The organism is Tepidiphilus olei (genome assembly GCF_006980705.1).
GTDB classification, from domain to species: domain Bacteria; phylum Pseudomonadota; class Gammaproteobacteria; order Burkholderiales; family Rhodocyclaceae; genus Tepidiphilus; species Tepidiphilus olei.
This window is the reverse complement of record NZ_SBHO01000014.1, coordinates 1-18,395: the sequence shown is the minus strand read 5'-3', so window position 1 is coordinate 18,395 and position 18,395 is coordinate 1. Positions and strand designations below refer to the sequence as shown.

General features: G+C 58.7%; 20 protein-coding genes and 1 pseudogene. 17 read left to right on the top strand and 4 right to left on the bottom strand.

Going from position 1 to position 18,395, the window contains the following annotated elements; translation table 11 throughout:
• Positions 1 to 115: transposase (locus tag EPD80_RS11065; RefSeq protein WP_142811786.1), on the top strand; the 115-nt coding region annotated here is incomplete at its 5' end.
• A 404-nt stretch (positions 116 to 519) separates the two neighbouring features.
• Here the strand turns inward: EPD80_RS11065 and EPD80_RS11060 are convergent.
• Entirely contained in the window at positions 520 to 1,425 is a 906-nt protein-coding gene (locus tag EPD80_RS11060) for a LysR family transcriptional regulator (protein WP_142811784.1), read from the bottom strand.
• 111 nt (positions 1,426 to 1,536) lie between these two features.
• Here EPD80_RS11060 and EPD80_RS11055 point away from each other — a divergent pair, with 111 nt between their 5' ends.
• From EPD80_RS11055 to maiA, 16 genes are all read left to right on the top strand, one after another.
• The gene (locus EPD80_RS11055; protein WP_142811782.1) at positions 1,537 to 2,523 is read left to right on the top strand and encodes a 2Fe-2S iron-sulfur cluster-binding protein; all 987 of its coding nucleotides are present in this window, start codon (positions 1,537 to 1,539) and stop codon (positions 2,521 to 2,523) included.
• 45 nt (positions 2,524 to 2,568) lie between these two features.
• Positions 2,569 to 3,831, top strand: a complete 1,263-nt coding sequence (nagG, locus tag EPD80_RS11050) for a salicylate 5-hydroxylase large oxygenase NagG (RefSeq protein WP_142811780.1) — start codon at positions 2,569 to 2,571, stop codon at positions 3,829 to 3,831.
• A 2-nt stretch (positions 3,832 to 3,833) separates the two neighbouring features.
• On the top strand, positions 3,834 to 4,319 hold the full coding sequence (locus EPD80_RS11045; RefSeq protein ID WP_142811778.1) for an aromatic-ring-hydroxylating dioxygenase subunit beta: 486 nt from the start codon (positions 3,834 to 3,836) through the stop codon (positions 4,317 to 4,319).
• 11 nt (positions 4,320 to 4,330) lie between these two features.
• A complete protein-coding gene (locus EPD80_RS11040; protein WP_142811776.1) occupies positions 4,331 to 4,645 on the top strand; it encodes a non-heme iron oxygenase ferredoxin subunit in 315 nt (104 codons plus the stop codon).
• An 88-nt stretch (positions 4,646 to 4,733) separates the two neighbouring features.
• Complete coding sequence (gene nagAc, locus EPD80_RS11035) at positions 4,734 to 6,077, top strand: naphthalene 1,2-dioxygenase system large oxygenase NagAc (RefSeq protein WP_142811774.1); 1,344 nt, start codon at positions 4,734 to 4,736, stop codon at positions 6,075 to 6,077.
• Between the two features lie 14 nt (positions 6,078 to 6,091).
• A complete protein-coding gene (gene nagAd / locus EPD80_RS11030) occupies positions 6,092 to 6,676 on the top strand; it encodes a naphthalene 1,2-dioxygenase system small oxygenase NagAd (RefSeq protein WP_142811772.1) in 585 nt (194 codons plus the stop codon).
• 63 nt (positions 6,677 to 6,739) lie between these two features.
• On the top strand, positions 6,740 to 7,519 hold the full coding sequence (gene nagB, locus EPD80_RS11025) for a 1,2-dihydroxy-1,2-dihydronaphthalene dehydrogenase NagB (RefSeq protein WP_142811790.1): 780 nt from the start codon (positions 6,740 to 6,742) through the stop codon (positions 7,517 to 7,519).
• A 48-nt stretch (positions 7,520 to 7,567) separates the two neighbouring features.
• Positions 7,568 to 9,019, top strand: a complete 1,452-nt coding sequence (locus EPD80_RS11020) for an aldehyde dehydrogenase (RefSeq protein ID WP_142811770.1) — start codon at positions 7,568 to 7,570, stop codon at positions 9,017 to 9,019.
• A 25-nt stretch (positions 9,020 to 9,044) separates the two neighbouring features.
• Positions 9,045 to 9,953, top strand: a complete 909-nt coding sequence (gene nahC, locus EPD80_RS11015) for a 1,2-dihydroxynaphthalene dioxygenase (RefSeq protein ID WP_142811768.1) — start codon at positions 9,045 to 9,047, stop codon at positions 9,951 to 9,953.
• Positions 9,954 to 10,021: 68 nt separating this feature from the next.
• Positions 10,022 to 10,660: an OmpW/AlkL family protein gene (locus EPD80_RS11010; protein WP_221928977.1), complete on the top strand. Its 639-nt coding sequence runs from the start codon at positions 10,022 to 10,024 to the stop codon at positions 10,658 to 10,660.
• 57 nt (positions 10,661 to 10,717) lie between these two features.
• On the top strand, positions 10,718 to 11,755 hold the full coding sequence (locus tag EPD80_RS11005) for a dihydrodipicolinate synthase family protein (protein WP_142811766.1): 1,038 nt from the start codon (positions 10,718 to 10,720) through the stop codon (positions 11,753 to 11,755).
• 189 nt (positions 11,756 to 11,944) lie between these two features.
• Positions 11,945 to 12,538: a 2-hydroxychromene-2-carboxylate isomerase gene (locus EPD80_RS11000; protein ID WP_026437505.1), complete on the top strand. Its 594-nt coding sequence runs from the start codon at positions 11,945 to 11,947 to the stop codon at positions 12,536 to 12,538.
• Positions 12,539 to 12,598: 60 nt separating this feature from the next.
• Entirely contained in the window at positions 12,599 to 13,204 is a 606-nt protein-coding gene (gene gstA, locus EPD80_RS10995; RefSeq protein WP_142811764.1) for a glutathione transferase GstA, read from the top strand.
• 231 nt (positions 13,205 to 13,435) lie between these two features.
• Entirely contained in the window at positions 13,436 to 14,506 is a 1,071-nt protein-coding gene (locus EPD80_RS10990; protein WP_142811763.1) for a cupin domain-containing protein, read from the top strand.
• Between the two features lie 18 nt (positions 14,507 to 14,524).
• The gene (locus tag EPD80_RS10985; protein ID WP_142811761.1) at positions 14,525 to 15,226 is read left to right on the top strand and encodes a fumarylacetoacetate hydrolase family protein; all 702 of its coding nucleotides are present in this window, start codon (positions 14,525 to 14,527) and stop codon (positions 15,224 to 15,226) included.
• An 11-nt stretch (positions 15,227 to 15,237) separates the two neighbouring features.
• Complete coding sequence (gene maiA, locus EPD80_RS10980; RefSeq protein WP_142811759.1) at positions 15,238 to 15,876, top strand: maleylacetoacetate isomerase; 639 nt, start codon at positions 15,238 to 15,240, stop codon at positions 15,874 to 15,876.
• A 295-nt stretch (positions 15,877 to 16,171) separates the two neighbouring features.
• Here the strand turns inward: maiA and EPD80_RS10975 are convergent, their stop codons facing one another.
• The 3 genes and pseudogenes from EPD80_RS10975 to EPD80_RS11405 form a co-directional block, all read right to left on the bottom strand.
• Positions 16,172 to 17,161, bottom strand: coding sequence for an IS5 family transposase (locus EPD80_RS10975; RefSeq protein ID WP_066708478.1), 990 nt, complete (start codon positions 17,159 to 17,161; stop codon positions 16,172 to 16,174).
• 183 nt (positions 17,162 to 17,344) lie between these two features.
• A complete protein-coding gene (gene istB, locus EPD80_RS10970) occupies positions 17,345 to 18,109 on the bottom strand; it encodes an IS21-like element helper ATPase IstB (protein WP_045786199.1) in 765 nt (254 codons plus the stop codon).
• Positions 18,106 to 18,395: pseudogene (locus tag EPD80_RS11405) on the bottom strand (hypothetical protein); the annotation flags it as partial. The gene istB and the pseudogene EPD80_RS11405, both read right to left, overlap by 4 nt.

Below are 18,395 nucleotides of genomic sequence, written 5' to 3'. Positions count from 1 at the left end.
GGTGGCCAGCATCTTCCCCAACATGGATTCCTGCCTGCGCCTGGTCTCGGCGCTGCTGGCCGAACTCGACGACGAGTGGATGACCGGCAAGGTCTATCTCAACCTCAACCCGTAACCCCGGCGTCATGACCAACACCACGGAAATTTACAGAAAAAAGGTTGCACAACCCTCTCGCTGGCTGGCGTTGGCCTCCAGCAGCGTCCATATGGTGGTTTGCAAGTGTGGCTTCAAGACGTTCACTCCGGTGGTCCCCTCGTTGGTGAGGGGGTGAAAGTAACGTCCTGCCTGTCGGCCAGCGGGCGACCAACATGCCAAGCTCAATGCATCAGGTCACCACTGGTCAGGTGGAGCAATTTGGGTGGCCATAAGTGGAGCACTTTGGGTGGCCGCCGGGGGTCGATGCGATGAAGTCGAAGACTTGGGTGTAGCGGGTGCACACCGATCGTTCACGAAGATCTTTCGATGCAGTGAAAGGCGAAACCCCGCATGTCCAAACTGTTGCGGTGACGCCGAAGGCTTCACTTGTCCGCGAACAGATCGCTCACAAGTTGCCGCAGCCACATATTGGCCGGGTCACGGTTGTACTTGGCGTGCCAGAACATGTTAATGGCAATTTCGGGCAGCTTGACAGGGTGAGGGGAGACGACCAAGTCAAATGGGCCCTTGATGAGGTCAGCAAACCGCTCGGGCAATGTGGCGATCAGGTCGGTGCTTTGAAGGATGTGGCCCACAGCGATGAAGTGCGGCACCACCAGTCGAACGCGGCGCGTGACGCCCGCACGGGTTAGCAGGCTGTCGATCTCCCCATGGCCTGTGTTTGGCGCCGTAACACCCACATGTTCAAGCTTGCTGAATTGGGCCAGCGTCATGGGCGACTTTGCGACGGGGTGTCCCTTCCTGAACATGCACACGTAACGTTGCCTGAACAGCCGCTTCTGGAAGAAACCGGTTTGCAGGTTGGGCATCATACCCAGCGCGAGATCGATGGCGCCGGACTCCATGCCTTCCTTCAGGTCGCCCGAGTCGGGCCGGTGGGTATGGATCTGGATCTTCGGTGCCAGCCGGGACAGCGCGTCCATGAGCGGCGGCATGAAGTACATCTCGCCGATGTCGGTCATCGCCAGGTTGAAGGTCCGGGCACTGGTCTGGGGGTCGAAACTTTCTTTACTCGACAGAGCTGTCTGCAGCGCATTGAGTGCGTACACGACGGGTTCTGCCAGGTGCAGGGCGTAGGGCGTCGGCTCCATGCCCTTGGATGTGCGTATGAAGAGCTCGTCGTTCAGCAGCTCACGCAGGCGACGCAGCGCGTTGCTGACGGCGGGCTGTGACATGTTGAGCTTCTCGGCAGCAGTGGACGCGCTGCGGTCCATCAACATCTGGTTGAACACCACCAGCAGGTTGAGATCAATGTCGCGAAGCCTCATGCTGTACCTCACTATTCATGCTGGTGATTCTAACTATCAGGTTCGCTGCATCGACTTATACGACTTTTCTATCCAAAATCGCGTCATTCGGAGACAAAGAGAGCGCACAACATGGAACTGGTCGTACAGCCACTGAAGCTGCGGCTGCAGACAGAGATTGGGAAAAATCTGCTGGACGTGCTGCGTGCGCACAGCGTTCCCATTTCCTACAGCTGCATGTCCGGTCGCTGCGGCACCTGCCGCTGCAAGGTGATCGAAGGCAGCGTGCTGGGCGGCGTACCGGAGACAGGACGCCCCCATTCGGCCAAGGCCGGTGAGGTATTGGCCTGCCAGGCTACCCTGACCGGGGACTGCACCATCGAGGTTCCCGATGTGGATGAGGTGATTACCCATCCGGCCAAGATCATCAAGGGCACGGTCACATCGATCGAGCAGGCCACGCACGACATTCGCCGCATCAAAGTCAAGCTGGCCAAGCCGCTGGAATTCAGCCCGGGGCAGTACGCCATTTTGCAGTTCACGCCCGACCATATCCGCCCATATTCCATGGCCGGCCTGCCGGGTGATGAGGAGATGGAGTTCCACATCCGAAAAGTGCATGGAGGCCGCGTCACGGAATACATCTTCAGTGAACTGAAGGTCGGATCGAACATCCGCATCAGTGGGCCGCTGGGCACGGCATACCTGCGTCGCAAGCACACCGGCCCAATGCTGTGCGTGGGCGGTGGTACCGGTCTGGCCCCTGTTTTGTCGATCGTGCGCGGCGCGTTGGCCGAGGGCATGACCAACCCTATTCACCTCTATTTCGGTGTGCGCAGCCAAGAAGACGTGTACGACGCCGAGCGGCTCCAGGCGATGGCCGATCAACACCCTCAGCTCAAGGTCCACGTTGTCGTCGCCACCGGCCCGGTGGACGGTGCATGGCGCAGCGGCCTGGTCACCGATGCCATCGAGAGCGATTTTAAGTCGCTCGATGGCTGGCGAGCGTACCTGTGCGGCCCTCCCGCCATGGTCGATGCCCTCAGTTTGATCGTCGCCAAGCTTGGCATTGCGCCGGAGCATGTTCACTCCGATGCCTTCTATCCCAGCGGTGTCTGAACCCCACCGATCGTTCCCAGTGCATTCCACCCAAGGAGACGCACGATGAGTGAAACCAAGACAGTGTTTCCCAAAGACCCCGTTTGGCCAGGAGACGGCACCAGCCGGATCCCCTTCTGGGCTTACACCAGCGAGGACCACTACAAGCGCGAACTCGACCGCTTTTTCTACTCCGGCCACTGGTGCTACGTAGGCCTGGAAGCCGAGATTCCGAATCCAGGCGACTTCAAGCGAACGGTGATCGGTGAGCGCTCGGTCATCATGGTGCGTGATCCGGATGGCGGCATCAACGTGGTGGAGAACGTCTGCGCCCACCGTGGCATGCGCTTTTGCCGCGAGCGCCACGGCAACGCCAAGGACTTCTTCTGCCCCTACCACCAGTGGAACTACAGCCTCAAGGGTGACCTGCAGGGCGTGCCCTTCCGCCGTGGCGTCAAGCAGGACGGCAAGGTCAACGGCGGCATGCCCAAGGACTTCAAACTCGAAGAACACGGCCTGACCAAGCTCAAGGTGGCCGCCCGAGGCGGTGCAGTGTTTGCCTCTTTCGACCACGATGTCGAGCCTTTCGAGGACTTCCTGGGCCCAACCATCCTACACTACTTCGATCGCGTCTTCAATGGCCGCAAGCTCAAGATCCTGGGCTACCGCCGCCAGCGCATCCCGGGCAACTGGAAGCTGATGCAGGAGAACATCAAGGACCCCTACCACCCGGGCCTGCTGCACACCTGGTTCTCGACCTTCGGGCTCTGGCGCGCCGACAACAAGTCGGAACTGAAGATGGACGCCAAATTCCGCCACGCCGCGATGATCTCCACGCGCGGTCAGGGCGGCAAGAACGAGGAGGTCGTGTCCGGCGTGGACAGCTTCAAGGAGCAGATGAAGGTGAACGACCCGCGTCTGCTGGACATCGTGCCCGAGCCCTGGTGGGGCGGCCCGACCGCCGTGATGACCACGATCTTCCCCAGTGTGATCATCCAGCAGCAGGTCAACAGCTTATCGACGCGCCACATCCAGCCCAACGGGCACAGATCTTTTGATTTCGTCTGGACCCATTTCGGCTTTGAAGACGACACGCCGGAGATGCACCAGCGCCGCCTGATCCAGGCCAACCTGTTCGGCCCGGCAGGCTTCGTCTCGGCCGACGACGGCGAGGTGATCGAGTGGTCGCAGGAAGGCTTCGAGCAGAACCCGTCGCACCGCTCCGTGATCGAGATGGGCGGCCACGAGATCGGCGACACCGACCACATGGTCACCGAAACGCTGATCCGCGGCATGTACGACTACTGGCGCAAAGTGATGGGGGAGTGAACATGATCGACTTCAAGACGTACTTCGAACTGCTGAACCTGTACAGCGACTACGCCATGGTCTGCGACTCCGCCGATTGGGAGAAGTGGCCTGATTTTTTCATTGAGACCGGCACCTACCGCCTGCAACCGCGCGAAAACTTCGAGCAGGGCCTGCCCCTGTGTCTGCTGGCTCTGGAGAGCAAGGCCATGATTCGCGACCGTGTGTACGGCGTCAAAGAAACCATGTACCACGACCCCTACTACCAGCGCCACATCGTGGGCACGCCGCGAATCCTGTCCGTGGAGCGTGATGTCAGTGGCGAGCGCATCCAGTCGGAAGCCAACTACGTGGTCATTCGAACCAAGCTAGATGGGGACTCCACGGTTTTCAACGCAGGCTACTACCGCGACGTCATCGTGCGCACACCGGAAGGGCTGAAGCTGCAGTCTCGGCTGTGCGTGTACGACAGCGAGATGATCCCCAACTCCCTCATCTACCCCATTTGAGGTTGCAGAACATGTCCGAGAACTGGATTGATGCCATCGCACGGGACGCTGTGCCTGAGGGCGATGTGGTCGGAGTCATCGTGGCAGGCAAAGACATTGCCTTCTATGAGGTGGAAGGTGAGGTCTTCGCCACCGACAACTTGTGTACCCACGGGGCTGCGCGCTTGAGCGACGGCTTTCTCGAAGGCCGGGAAATTGAATGTCCTTTGCATCAAGGCCGATTCGATGTTTGCACGGGTAAAGCCTTGTGCTCACCCCTGACACAGGACATCAAAACCTACCCCGTAAAAATCGAAAACATGCGCGTGATGATCAAGCTGGACTAAAACTCTTTGCAGGAGGAAAGCCAAATCCGGAAATCACCCCACCCAACCCAATCACTACCCGTTTTCAAACAAGAGGAGACAAGCAATTATGAGTTACCAAAACTTAGTGAGTGAAGCAGGGCTGACGCAAAAGCACCTGATTCATGGCGACAAAGAACTTTTCCAGCACGAGATGAAGACCATCTTCGCGCGGAACTGGCTTTTTCTGACCCATGACTGTCTGATTCCCTCCCCCGGCGACTATGTCATTGCCAAAATGGGCGTCGATGAAGTCATCGTCTCCCGCCAGAACGATGGGTCGGTGCGAGCCTTTTTGAATGTTTGCCGTCACCGGGGCAAGACACTAGTTCACGCTGAAGCCGGAAATGCGAAAGGCTTTGTGTGCAGCTACCACGGCTGGGGCTTCGGTTCCAACGGCGAACTGCAAAGCGTTCCCTTTGAAAAAGAGTTGTACGGCGATGCGATCAAAAAGAAGTGCCTGGGCTTGAAAGAAGTCCCCCGCATCGAAAGCTTTCATGGTTTTATCTACGGCTGTTTTGATGCAGAAGCTCCCCCGTTCATCGATTATCTGGGTGATGCAGCCTGGTACTTAGAACCCATCTTCAAGTACTCTGGTGGCCTGGAACTTGTAGGCCCCCCCGGCAAAGTGGTGATCAAGGCCAACTGGAAGGCTCCTGCGGAAAACTTTGTGGGTGACGCGTACCACGTTGGTTGGACGCACGCATCGTCTTTGCGCTCAGGTCAGTCGATATTTACCCCTCTTGCGGGCAACGCTATGCTTCCACCCGAAGGCGCGGGCTTACAAATGACCAGCAAGTATGGCACTGGAATGGGCGTATTGTGGGACGCCTACTCCGGTGTCCACAGCGCTGATCTGGTTCCCGAAATGATGGCATTCGGCGCCGCAAAACAGGAAAAACTCGCCAAGGAAATCGGCGATGTCCGGGCACGGATTTACCGCAGCCATCTAAACTGCACGATTTTCCCGAACAACAGCATTTTGACCTGCTCCGGTGTCTTCAAGGTCTGGAACCCGATCGATGAAAACACGACCGAGGTTTGGACGTATGCCATCGTGGAAAAAGACATGCCTGAGGACTTAAAGCGTCGCTTGGCTGACGCGGTTCAGCGCACTTTCGGACCAGCAGGATTCTGGGAAAGCGACGACAACGACAACATGGAGACGGAGTCGCAAAATGCCAAGAAATACCAATCCAGCAACAGTGATCTGATTGCCAATTTGGGTTTCGGCAAGGACGTCTACGGCGACGAATGCTATCCGGGCGTCGTTGGCAAATCGGCAATCGGCGAAACCAGCTATCGCGGATTCTACCGTGCCTACCAGGCTCACATCAGCAGCTCCAATTGGGCCGAGTTCGAAAATGCCTCCCGAAATTGGCACACCGAACTCACCAAGACGACTGATCGCTAATCCAGGAGCCAACCATGATGATCAATACCCAGGAAGACAAGCTGGTCTCCGCGCACGACGCCGAAGAATTTCATCGTTTCTTCGTCGGGCACGACAGCGATCTGCAGCAAGAAGTCACCACACTCCTGACCCGAGAAGCACATCTGTTGGACATTCAGGCCTACAAAGCCTGGCTTGAACACTTCGTTGCCCCCGAGATCAAATACCAAGTGATCTCGCGAGAACTTCGCTCCACTTCCGAGCGTCGATACCAACTGAATGATGCGGTGAATATCTACAACGAGAACTATCAACAGCTGAAAGTTCGAGTTGAACACCAGATGGATCCTCAGAACTGGGCCAACAGCCCGAAGATCCGCTTCACCCGCTTCGTCACCAATGTCACGGCGGCCAAGGACAAGAGCGCACCGGATCTGCTGCATGTCCGCTCCAACCTCATTCTCCACCGCGCCAGGCGCGGAAACCAGGTTGACGTGTTCTATGCAACGCGAGAAGACAAATGGAAACGTAACGAAGGTGGTGGCATCAAATTGGTCGAACGCTTTGTGGACTACCCGGAGCGCATTCTCCAGACCCACAACATGATGATCTTCCTGTGAACCCTGGGGATGACTGCCTGGATGGCGGTCATCCTTGATTGTTTTAAACGGAAATTTATTGACATGAGCACACAGCAAGTTGTTGCCATCACTGGCGCCGGTTCAGGCATCGGGCTGGAACTGGTTCGATCCTTCAAAGCAGCTGGCTATTTCGTGTCCGCACTTGTTCGCAACGAGGAACAAGAGGCGGGTCTTCGCAGTGAATTCAAAGATGCCATTGAGATCGTAGCGGGCGATGTCCGTGATCACGCCACCAATGAGAAGCTGGTTAAACAGACGGTTGCCAGGTTCGGGCGCCTGGATTGCTTCATCGGAAATGCCGGGATATGGGATTACATGCTGAGCATCGATGAGCCTTGGGAGAAATTCTCGGGCAGTTTCGACGAGATATTTGACATCAACGTCAAAAGCTATTTCAGCGGCATCAGCGCGGCCTTGCCGGAACTCAAAAAAACGAACGGATCGGTAGTAGTGACGGCTTCCGTTTCTTCCTATGCGGTCGGCGGCGGCGGCTCTTGCTACATTGCCAGCAAGCATGCAGTGCTGGGCATGGTCAAGGCGTTGGCCTACGAATTGGCTCCGCACATCCGGGTCAATGGCGTTGCGCCAGGTGGCACGGTCACTCCTTTGGCTGGCCCGGCAAGCGCTGGCTTCGACAAAACCAAAATGAAAGACATGCCCGGCATCGATGACATGATCAAGGGCCTGACCCCCTTGGGGTTCGCAGCAAGGCCCGAGGACGTGGTGGCACCGTACCTTTTGCTGGCCTCCCGGGAACAAGGGAAGTTCATCACTGGCACGGTGATCAGCATTGATGGCGGCATGGCGCTCGGTCGAAAGTGAATTTTCAATCAAATCAGATTTTTCAACCCCATTCCCAGGAGACAACCCATGAAGACGAAATTGTTCATCAACAACACCTGGCGCGATTCGAGTGACAAAAAGTCATTCGATCGCAAGCACCCTGTCAGTGGCGAGGTCGTGACCCAATGCGCGAACGCCACGGTGGACGATGCGGTCGATGCGGCTCGAGCCGCTCAAGAGGCGTTCAAGTCCTGGAAGGCCGTCGGACCCTCGGAGCGGCGGCGCCTTCTTTTGAAGGTGGCAGACGTCATGGAGAGCAAAACGCCCGAGTTCATCGAAGTGATGGCCAAGGAAGTGGGAGCCTCCGCGCTGTGGGCGGGGTTCAACGTGCACCTGTCGGCCAATGTATTCCGGGAAGCCGCCTCACTAGCCACCCAAATTCAAGGCGAAACCATTCCGACGGACAAGCCTGACACCCTGTCGATGACGCTGCGTCAGCCGGTCGGCCCCATCTTGAGCATCGTTCCCTGGAACGGCACCGCAGTGCTCGCGGCGCGGGCCATCGCTTATCCGCTGGTCTGCGGCAATACCGTCGTATTTAAAGGCTCCGAATTTAGCCCCGCTACGCACGCTTTGGTTACGAAGTGTGTGCAGGAAGCCGGTCTGCCTGCTGGCGTGCTCAATTATCTGAACTCCTCCCCGGACCGGTCGCCCGATATTGCAGATGCGCTGATTTCTTCAAAGGAGATCCGTCGCATCAACTTCACGGGCTCTACCCGCGTGGGCCGCATCATTGCTCAGAAAGCCGGCCAGCATCTCAAACGCTGCTTACTGGAACTCGGTGGCAAGTCACCGCTAATCGTTCTGGACGATGCGGACATCGACGCGGCGGTCAAGGCAGCGGTGTTCGGCAGCTTCCTGTTCCAAGGCCAGATCTGCATGTCCACCGAACGCCTGGTGGTCGACGAGAAGATCGCGGACGAATTCGTAGCGAAGTTCGTCGAAAAAACCAAGCAGTTGCGCGCGGGCGATCCGTGCGTCACCGGGGACTGCATCATCGGCCCGATGGTGTCGCCCAACTCGGGGGACCGGATCAATGCTCTGTTCAAAGATGCCATCGATAAGGGCGCCAAGGTCGTGTGCGGCGGCATGGCCGAGGGTGCAGTCATGCCCGCCACGATCCTGGACCACGTGACAGCCGACATGCAGATCTACGATGAGGAAACCTTCGGTCCCATCACTGTGGTTATCCGGTGCAAGGGCGAAGCCGATGCCATCCGTATTGCCAACGACAGTGCATATGGCCTGTCATCGGGCGTGTTTGGCCGGGACGTGAACCGGGCTCTGCGCGTGGGCATGGCGATCGAATACGGCTCGGTCCATATCAACGGCTCCACCGTACAGAACGAGGCGCAGGCGCCTTATGGCGGCACAAAGGCCACCGGTTATGGTCGCTTCGACGGACGCGCGGTGATCGACGAGTTCACGGAACTCAAGTGGCTGACCATTGAACCGTTCGAGCAGCAGTATCCCTTCTAAGCTGAAGCAACAAAGGAGTTAAACCATGAACAAGCCAGCAACTGTCATTGAATTGGGGTACATGGGCATTTCGGTCAAGGATCCCGCAGCGTGGAAATCCTTTGCCGCAAACATGCTGGGGCTCCAGGTACTCGATGAGGGTGACAAAGACCGTTTCTATCTGCGGATGGATTATTGGCACCATAGAATCGTGGTCCATCACACGGGTCACGACGATCTGGAGTACCTAGGTTGGCGTGTTGCGGGGCAGCCAGAGTTCGAGGCCCTGGGCCAAAAGCTCGTGGACGCAGGCTACAAAGTCCGCGTGTGCGACAAAGCCGAAGCACAAGAACGGATGGTACTGGGCCTGATGAAGACAGAAGATCCGGGGGGCAACCCGACCGAGATTTTCTGGGGACCTCGGATTGACCTGAACAACCCGTTCCACCCCGGCCGCCCTTTGCATGGCAAGTTCGTGACTGGTGACCAGGGGCTTGGCCACTGCATCGTGCGTCAGACCGACGTGCAGGCGGCGCGCGAGTTCTACAGCCTCCTTGGTTTCCGCGGTGATGTCGAATACCGCCTCCCATTGCCCAACGGCATGACGGCTGAGTTGACGTTCATGCATTGCAATGCTCGCGATCATTCCATCGCTTTCGGTTCAATGCCTGCGGCCAAGCGCCTCAATCATCTGATGATTGAATACACTCATATCGAAGATTTGGGTTACACATACCAGCTTTTCACGAAGGAAAAGATTGACATTGCCTTGCAATTGGGCATCCATTCCAACGATAAGGCGCTGACGTTCTACGCGGCAACACCTTCCGGCTGGCTGATCGAACCTGGGTGGCGAGGCGCCCCCGCCATTGATGAATCGGAATATTACGTCGGCGACATTTTCGGTCACGCCATCGAGGCCACCGGTTATGGATTGGACGTCAAACTGAGCTAGCCATGTAACAGATGCGAAATCGATCGCATCTGTTTTTCCCATTCTGTTCCATATAACAAGAGGAGACAATGATGATCAAAGAAGCCATTTCCCTCGCAGGACTTGGGATGCTGATGCTCAGCACCGCATATGCCGAGGATTCCCGTTGGTCATATCGCATCGGCGCCACCAACATAGCCTTCGATGCGAGCGCCAAAGTTTCGATTGACGGAACAAGGGTTCCGGGTGGAAGCGCTGACGCTAGTGACAACAACGCTTTGACATTTGACTTCGGTTACATCATTAACGATAACTGGAACGCGCGATTAATTGTTGGCATTCCACCCACCACAAAAGTGACGGGCGCAGGCACGCTGCCTCCGATTTTGCTGGGCCGTGTTCAATATGCTCCTGCAGTTTTGTCGGCGACCTACAACCTGCCACAGATGGGATTGGTTCGCCCGTACGTGGGGGCGGGGATCAACTACACTCGAATTCTGAAAAGCAAAGACGCCAATCTGACCTCATTCGATGCAGATCATGCTTGGGCACCTGTGCTCCACATCGGTGCAGAAGCGAACATCAACCGCGACTGGTTCGTCAGCTTTGATCTCCGCAAACTTTATTTGAAAACAGATGCATCTGGGTTTCTTGGCCCGCAAGTCGCCACGGCCCGCGTAACATTGAATCCGTTGTTGACCTCGATTGCGATTGGTCGGAGATTTTGATCGGCCCACTTTGATTCCCAAGTTCTATTTACACCACCATTTTTAAAGGAGATTTGAATGACAAGAAAGACCAGCAAAGCGACGCGCCTGACTGCAGAGGATATTCAAGGCGTATGGGTCATCATGCCGACCCCGTCCACGCCGGATGCCTCGGACTGGCGCAGCACGCACACGGTCGATCTCGACGAGACGGCCCGGATTGTCGAGGAGTTGATTGCGGCCGGCGTCAATGGCATTCTGAGCCTCGGCACCTTTGGCGAATGCGCGACGCTGACGTGGGAGGAGAAGCGGGATTTTGTTTCAACGGTCGTGGAAACCGCGCGCGGTCGAGTGCCCTACTTCTGCGGCACAACGGCCTTGAATACCCGTGAAGTCATACGCCAGACCCGCGAATTGATCGACATTGGCGCCCAAGGAACAATGCTCGGCGTGCCGATGTGGGTGAAGATGGATCTGCCTACTGCCGTGCAATTTTATCGCGATGTGGCGGAAGCAGTGCCAGATGCAGCCATCGCTGTCTACGCCAACCCGGAGGCTTTCAAATTTGATTTTCCTCGCCCGTTTTGGGCCGAAATGTCCAAAATCCCGCAGGTTGTCACAGCCAAGTACTTGGGCATCGGGATGCTGGACTTGGATCTGAAATTGGCCCCAAATATTCGCTTCCTTCCGCATGAGGATGACTACTACGCTGCGGCCCGGATCAATCCCGAGCGCATAACTGCTTTCTGGTCTAGCGGTTCCATGTGCGGCCCAGCGACCGCCCTTGTGCTGCGCGATGAGGTGGTAAAAGCCAAAAAGACCGGTGATTGGGCCAAGGCCAAGGCTATTTCAGATGACATGCGCGCAGCCGATGCCACACTGTTTCCACGCGGCGATTTCTCGGAATTCTCAAAATACAACATTGGCCTCGAAAAAGCACGAATGGACGCGGCCGGCTGGCTCAAGGCGGGGCCGTGCCGGCCACCCTATACGCTGGTTCCCGACGAATACCTTGCAGGTGCCCGAAAATCAGGCAAGGCCTGGGCCGCACTGCATACCAAGTACGCCGAGGAATTGAAGAAAACCAAAACGGCAACCGGCTCGAAAAAGAAGTGAGGCGAGGCCAGGTCCTGAGTCAGATATCTCCGATCAGCAAAGCTGGCTGATCTGGGCGTCCTCTGGATTGGAGGAATCGGCGAGTATCAAATATGCGAGTACGCCGTAAAAGCGCCAAGAGCGCGGGATGTGGCGCTTGCCCTGAAGCAGCTCCACATTTCTGCCGTCTTTTTTTGGGAGAGCCTGAGCATGATGGTTGATTTTTATTTCGATTTTTTGAGCCCCTTTTCGTACCTGGCAAACCACCGTTTGTCGGTGCTAGCGGGGCGTTATGGATTCTCCATCCAGTATCACGCCATTGATTTGGCGCGAGCAAAAACGGCCATTGGCAACATCGGGCCATCCAATCGGGACCTCAAGGTCAAGCTTGACTACTTAAAGGTGGATTTGCAGCGATGGGCCGATCTCTATAGGATTCCGTTGGTTTTCCCCCCTAACTTCAACAGCCGCCGGGTGAATGCCGGACTGTATTACCCGGCAGCCAGGGAGCGAGCCGCTGAATATGTTCGCCTTGTTTTCGATTCGGCTTGGGGGAAAGGGTGGGCACTGGATGCTGATAGCTTGCTGGCTGAGGTATGCGACAAGCTAAACTGGGATCTCGGTGAATTTGAAGATTTTTTGAACAGCGAAAATGCCGCCAAGGCATACGACGAAGAGACGCAGGCGGCCATTGACCGAAAGGTTTTCGGGGTTCCCACCGTGTTTTGGGATGATCAAATGTGGTGGGGAAATGACCGCCTTTTCATGCTTGAGAGCAGGTTGCAAAAGGAAACGCAACCATAAATTCTCAGTGCATCGATTTTTCTGATTTTTCAACCACGCCTTGATTTTAAGGAGAGTCTCATGAAGCTTTATTACAGCCCCGGCGCATGTTCATTGTCGCCTCACATCATCCTTCGTGAAGGTGGATTTGACTTTCAGCTAGAAAAGGTTGATCTCGGCACCAAGGTGACTGAGACTGGTGTTGATTACAAGACCGTCAATCCCGTGGGCAGTGTCCCCGCTTTGCAAATGGATGATGGGCAGGTGCTCACCGAAGGGCCGGCCATCGTTCAATACCTCGCTGACCGTGTGCCAGAAAAATGCCTGGCACCGGCAGCTGGCTCGCTGGAGCGTTACCGACTGATGGAATGGCTGAATTTCATCTCCACCGAATTGCATAAAAGCTTCGGAGCGCTGTTCAGCCCGGTGTTTCCACAGGATGCCAAGCCAGTCATCAAGGCCCAATTGGAAAGCCGTCTTGCCCATACCGAGCAGATGCTCGGTGACAAGGTTTGGGCCATGGGGAACGACTTTTCCGTGGTGGACGCCTACTTGTTTACTGTGCTTGGCTGGGGGGCTTACGTGAATGTGGACCTTTCGCCTTGGCCCGGCCTGCAAGGCTACCTCAACCGCGTGGCTGAACGTCCAGCAGTCCGGGCCGCATTGTCGGCTGAAGGTTTGATCTGATTTTTTTAGAGAAATCGAATAAAGCATGGCCAGCCTCCATGAGCGGCCAGCCATGCCGCGGGGCAGCCGTGGGCAGCGGCCTCGATCAAATTTCGATGCACACAGATTACGAGCCCCTTTTTCCGACTGCGGTCGGATTCAGAAATTGCCGATACTTGCTTTGGTCTGATCGAAGCGTGAGGGATATCGGCTTCCCCTATCCACATGCTTGATGAAGAGGAGCGTATCACCATGAGTCACGAACTTGGCCGACTGGAAGACCTGCCGCAGGACTACCGAGACGAACTCAAACAACTTAACCTGGTGCCGCTATGGCCCAGCCTACGCGCGGTGCTGCCGCCCAATGTCCCGACCCGCCAGACGCAGCCGACTTACTGGTCCTACCAGACGCTCAAGCCGCTGCTGCTCAAGGCCGGTGAGCTGACCCCCATTGAGAAGGCCGAGCGCCGCGTGCTGGTGCTGGCCAACCCCGGCCACGGCCTGGAGAAGATGCAAGCCAGCGCCGCCATATACCTGGGCATGCAGTTGCTGCTGCCCGGCGAGTGGGCGCCCAGCCACCGCCACACCCCCAACGCGGTGCGCATGATCGTGGAGGGCGAGGGCGCCTACACCACCGTGGATGGCGAGAAGTGCCCCATGAGCCGGGGTGACCTCATCCTCACGCCCACCGGCCTGTGGCACGAGCACGGCCACGACGGCAACGAGCCCGTGGTGTGGCTCGATGTGCTGGACCTGCCGCTGGTGTACTACATGGAGGCCAGCTACCACATCGACGGCGAGCGCCAGCAGGTCGACCCCGGCCGGGGCGACTGCGCCTGGACCCGTGCGGGCGTGGTGCCAACCCCCGTGTTCCAGCGCAGCGACAAGCGCTATCCTCTCTTGCGCTACCCTTGGGCCGACACCCGTGCCGCCCTGCTGTCGCTGGCGGCCGACCAGCCTGAGCAGGAATGCGTGCAGGTCACCTACGTCAACCCCGAAACGGGTGACGACGCCGAGAACATCCTGGGCTTCTACGCCCTGATGCTGCGCCCGGGCCAGACGCTGGCGCTGCCGGCACGATCACCTGCGGTGGTCTATCACGTGATCGAAGGCGCGGCCCGTGTTTCGACCGGCGCCCAGGACTTCGATCTGGTCGCGGCCGACACTTGCTGCATCCCCGGCTACACGCCGACGGTGCTGAAAAACGCTTCGGCGACCGAACCTGCGTTCCTGTTCATCGCCGACGAGTCGCCGCTGCACCGCAAGCTCGGCGTCTACGAAGTCCGCCAGGACGATCAGCCAGCCATGCCGTCCTCCCTCTGATTTTTCGGAAGCCCTCCCATGACCCAATACCTCTTCACCCCACCCGCCATCCAGTCCCTGCCCATCCGCGGCAAGACCGAGCGCTTCCCGATCAACCGCATCTTCTGTGTCGGCCGCAACTACCACGCGCACGCGGTCGAGATGGGCCGCCCAGTCGACAAGAGCGTCGAGCAGCCCTTCTACTTCACCAAATCGCCCCAAACCCTGGTGGAAAGTGGTGCGACCGTGGCCTACCCGCCGCGCACCAGCAACTACCACTACGAGATGGAGCTGGTGCTGGCGATCGGCAAGCCCGGCTTCCGCGTCAGCGAAGACCAGGCGCACGAGTTGATTTACGGCTACGCCGCCGGCCTGGACATGACCCGGCGCGACCTGCAACTGGTGGCACGCGACAAGGGCCTCCCCTGGGACACCGGCAAGGACATCGAGGAAGGCTCGGTCTGCTCCGAGATCGTGCCGATGCAAGGCGTGGTGGTGGAGCAGGGCGCGATCACCCTGGAAGTCAACGGCCAGACCAAACAGTCGTCCAACGTGGACAAGCTGATCTGGAACGTCCGCGAGATCATTGCCGACCTCTCCACCTACTACCACTTGCAACCCGGCGACCTGATTTACACCGGCACGCCCGAAGGCGTGGGCGCCGTGGTGGCGGGTGACAAGATCATCGGCCGTGTGGAAGGCATTGCCGAGATCAGCCTGACCGTCGGCCCGGCCGAGTGAGCCTGCACGCGATGAAGCTGTACAACTTCTGGCGCAGCGGCACGTCACACCGGCTGCGCATCGCGCTCAACCTCAAGGGCGTGCCCTACGAGTACCTGGCCGTGCACCTGGGCAAGGAAGAGCACCTAAAGGACGCCTTCAAGGCGCTGAACCCACAGCAGTTGGTGCCCGCGCTGGACACGGGCGCGCAAGTGCTGATCCAGTCGCCGGCCATCATCGAATGGCTGGAGGAACAGTACCCCACGCCCGCGCTGCTGCCGGCCGACGCCGACGGCCGCCAACGGGTGCGCGCGCTGGCCGCCATCGTGGGCTGCGACATCCACCCCATCAACAACCGCCGCATTCTGGAGTACCTGCGCAAGACGTTTGGCGCCGACGAGGCCGCCATCAACGCCTGGTGCGGAACCTGGATCACGGCAGGCTTCGACGCGTATGAAGCCCTGCTGGCCAGCGACCCGCACCGCGGTCGCTTCAGCTACGGCGATGCGCCCACGGTGGCGGACGTGTACCTGGTGCCGCAGGTCGAGAGTGCACGCCGCTTCAAGGTGGACCTGACTCGCTGGCCGCTCATCAGCGCCATCGACCAAGCCTGTGGAGAACTGGAGGCGTTCCGCAAGGCGGCGCCGGCGATGCAACCCGACGCGGCTTGATGGTGGGCAGGCAGAGCCTGCCGATTCGTTGTACCGTAGCGGCTGACCGACCTCGCAGGAAAACCGCCCCATGACCTCGCTCTTCTTCGATACTCACCAGGACCGCGTGGCGCTAGGGCCTGTTAAGGAACCTCTGCACTACCCCGCCCACTCGTTCGTGGCGACGAGTTCAGGGTCAATATCGTTTCGTAGGATGGGATCGAAACAGATGCTGAACGGTTCTTGGGCTCCAGCAAGCCCCTTCGTGGGCCCTCTGCAGCCTCATCCGGCCCCAGTGAGCCCACTGCGGGCGCACTTATCCCGTCGCAGCCAGCAAAGCTTTGCGCGCCAGCCACAGATTGACCAGCGCAAACAGGACATTGAGCTGCGCGCCGTTCTTGGCCAAGCCTCGATAGGGCGTCTTGCGGTAGCCAAACTGGCATTTGAGTACCCGAAACGGATGCTCACCCTTGGCACGAATGCGCGCCTTGGTGCGTTCCAAGGCATCCATCACCTGGCCAAGAAAAGTGCGCTTGTCCAATGCCCGGCGCTTGCCCGGCCGCATGGCCACGTGCCAAGCGACTTGCTTGCCCTGGTTTTCCGCTCGCTTGTCCACTCCCTGATAGCCCGCATCGGCAAAGACGTCGGTCTCTTGCCCGTGCAAGAGCCGATGCGCCTGCGTCACATCCGAGACGTTGGCAGCGGTGGCCACCACCGTGTGTACCAGCCCTGTCTCGGCGTCGACCCCAACGTGCGCTTTCATGCCGAAGTACCACTGGTTGCCCTTCTTCGTCTGGTGCATCTCAGGGTCGCGCTCACGGCGGGCGTTCTTGGTCGAGCTGGGAGCAGCAATGAGCGTGGCATCCACGATGGTGCCGCTCTTGAGCATGAGGCCACGCTCGGTCAGGATGCGATTGACCGTCTCGAGGATACGCTGGCTCAGGCCGTGTTGCTCCAGCAGGTGGCGAAAGCGCAGGATGGTGCTCTCATCCGGCACGACATCCACCCCCAGGTCCAGACCAACAAAGCTCGCCAGCAGCGGCGTGTCGTACAAGGCTTCCTCCACCGCCGGGTCCGACAGACCAAACCACTGCTGCAAAAAATGAATCCTCAGCAGCTTCTCTACCGCAAAGGGTGGCCGCCCACCCTTGGGACCCGCCTTCGGCGCATACGGCTCGATGAGTGCGACCAACTCTGCCCACGGCACCACACGGTCCATCTGCTCCAAAAACGCACGCTTGCGGGTGCGCTTGGCGCGCAGCTCAAAGCCCGTATACATCGGCGCCTCCAGACTCATCTGCTTCATGTCGCTATTGTCCCATCCCGGCAGTCTGGCAGGAAGGTTTTGCAGACCTTCCCTAAAGGGGCGAGGGAGACACTTTCGGCGGTGCGTCTCAACACTCTGCGCAGTGCGGTTGTATTACCCCGATGGCCACCCCAAACTGCCCCACTTGTGGCCGGTCAAACTGCTCCAGGCAGGACGGTCGAATTATGAGGCTTCAGGGCTGATGGCGATGCGCGCGGCGGCCTCCTTGAGGCGGTAGCTCTTGCCCTCGAATTCCAGCATCGCGCAGCGGTGCATCAGGCGGTCCAGGATGGTGGTGGCCATGGTGGCGTCGCCCAGATACTTACCCCAGTCCTGCACCACCCGGTTGGAGGTCACCACGATCGACCTGCGCAACTTGTAGCGCTGGTGCACGATGGCCTGCAACACCTCGGCGGCGTGCTCGCTGATGCGCCGCGCCAGGAACAGGTCATCCAGGACCAGCAGGTCGGGCTGCACCCACTCCTTGAGCAGTGAGCCCCGCTCGGTGGCATTGCCCAGCGCGTAGCGGCCAAACTCGGTGTCCGCCTCCAGATAGCGCACATCGTGACCGGCCAGCGTGGCCTGGTAGGCCACCGCCTTGGCCAAGTGGCTCTTGCCCGTGCCGGGCTTGCCCACGATCAGTGCATTGGCGCCCTCTGCGATGAACTTGAGCGTGTGCAGCTCAAAGCAGGCCGATCTGGGCAGCTTGGGGTTGAAGCGCCAGTCAAAGTCGGCCAGCGTGACCTTCTCATCCAGCCCCGAGCGCTTGTAGCGGCGCTCCATCAGGCGCGTTCGGCGCCGGTCCAGCTCGTCTTGCAGCATGGCGGCGAAGGTCTCCAGGAACGGCTCCTGGCTGGCCTGGGCCTGCATCACGCGGGTCGACAGGGTCTCGGCAATGCCCGAGAGGCGCAATTCGCGCAGCGCGCGTTCGATCTCGGCCAGGTTCATGCCAGGCTCCCCGGTGCGGTGGTGGTGGCAGCGGTGGTACTGGATACGGTTGCCGTGGCCGTGGCTGCGGCGTGCGCGAAGAGATCACCGTACTCATCGACATCGCGGATGAGCCCGTGCTGCTGGGTCAGCTCTGGGGTGGTGAGCACCGCGCCGTTGTCACCGCTGGTTGTGTACCATCCTTTCTGTAAATTCCGTTTAGCGCCTCTGGCAGGAAGTGCGCGGCGCTCGGTCTGACGCCATGACTTCGAGAAAGGAGTATGCCCATCATGGCGATGCGTGTCGA

Excerpts from the sequence above, each read along its gene's own strand:
- EPD80_RS11060 (WP_142811784.1), bottom strand. The coding sequence starts at position 1,425 with ATGAGGCTTCGCGACATTGATCTCAACCTGCTGGTGGTGTTCAACCAG.
- EPD80_RS11055 (WP_142811782.1), top strand. The coding sequence starts at position 1,537 with ATGGAACTGGTCGTACAGCCACTGAAGCTGCGGCTGCAGACAGAGATT.
- nagG (WP_142811780.1), top strand. The coding sequence starts at position 2,569 with ATGAGTGAAACCAAGACAGTGTTTCCCAAAGACCCCGTTTGGCCAGGA.
- EPD80_RS11045 (WP_142811778.1), top strand. The coding sequence starts at position 3,834 with ATGATCGACTTCAAGACGTACTTCGAACTGCTGAACCTGTACAGCGAC.
- EPD80_RS11040 (WP_142811776.1), top strand. The coding sequence starts at position 4,331 with ATGTCCGAGAACTGGATTGATGCCATCGCACGGGACGCTGTGCCTGAG.
- nagAc (WP_142811774.1), top strand. The coding sequence starts at position 4,734 with ATGAGTTACCAAAACTTAGTGAGTGAAGCAGGGCTGACGCAAAAGCAC.
- nagAd (WP_142811772.1), top strand. The coding sequence starts at position 6,092 with ATGATGATCAATACCCAGGAAGACAAGCTGGTCTCCGCGCACGACGCC.
- nagB (WP_142811790.1), top strand. The coding sequence starts at position 6,740 with ATGAGCACACAGCAAGTTGTTGCCATCACTGGCGCCGGTTCAGGCATC.
- EPD80_RS11020 (WP_142811770.1), top strand. The coding sequence starts at position 7,568 with ATGAAGACGAAATTGTTCATCAACAACACCTGGCGCGATTCGAGTGAC.
- nahC (WP_142811768.1), top strand. The coding sequence starts at position 9,045 with ATGAACAAGCCAGCAACTGTCATTGAATTGGGGTACATGGGCATTTCG.
- EPD80_RS11010 (WP_221928977.1), top strand. The coding sequence starts at position 10,022 with ATGATGATCAAAGAAGCCATTTCCCTCGCAGGACTTGGGATGCTGATG.
- EPD80_RS11005 (WP_142811766.1), top strand. The coding sequence starts at position 10,718 with ATGACAAGAAAGACCAGCAAAGCGACGCGCCTGACTGCAGAGGATATT.
- EPD80_RS11000 (WP_026437505.1), top strand. The coding sequence starts at position 11,945 with ATGATGGTTGATTTTTATTTCGATTTTTTGAGCCCCTTTTCGTACCTG.
- gstA (WP_142811764.1), top strand. The coding sequence starts at position 12,599 with ATGAAGCTTTATTACAGCCCCGGCGCATGTTCATTGTCGCCTCACATC.
- EPD80_RS10990 (WP_142811763.1), top strand. The coding sequence starts at position 13,436 with ATGAGTCACGAACTTGGCCGACTGGAAGACCTGCCGCAGGACTACCGA.
- EPD80_RS10985 (WP_142811761.1), top strand. The coding sequence starts at position 14,525 with ATGACCCAATACCTCTTCACCCCACCCGCCATCCAGTCCCTGCCCATC.
- maiA (WP_142811759.1), top strand. The coding sequence starts at position 15,238 with ATGAAGCTGTACAACTTCTGGCGCAGCGGCACGTCACACCGGCTGCGC.
- EPD80_RS10975 (WP_066708478.1), bottom strand. The coding sequence starts at position 17,161 with ATGAAGCAGATGAGTCTGGAGGCGCCGATGTATACGGGCTTTGAGCTG.
- istB (WP_045786199.1), bottom strand. The coding sequence starts at position 18,109 with ATGAACCTGGCCGAGATCGAACGCGCGCTGCGCGAATTGCGCCTCTCG.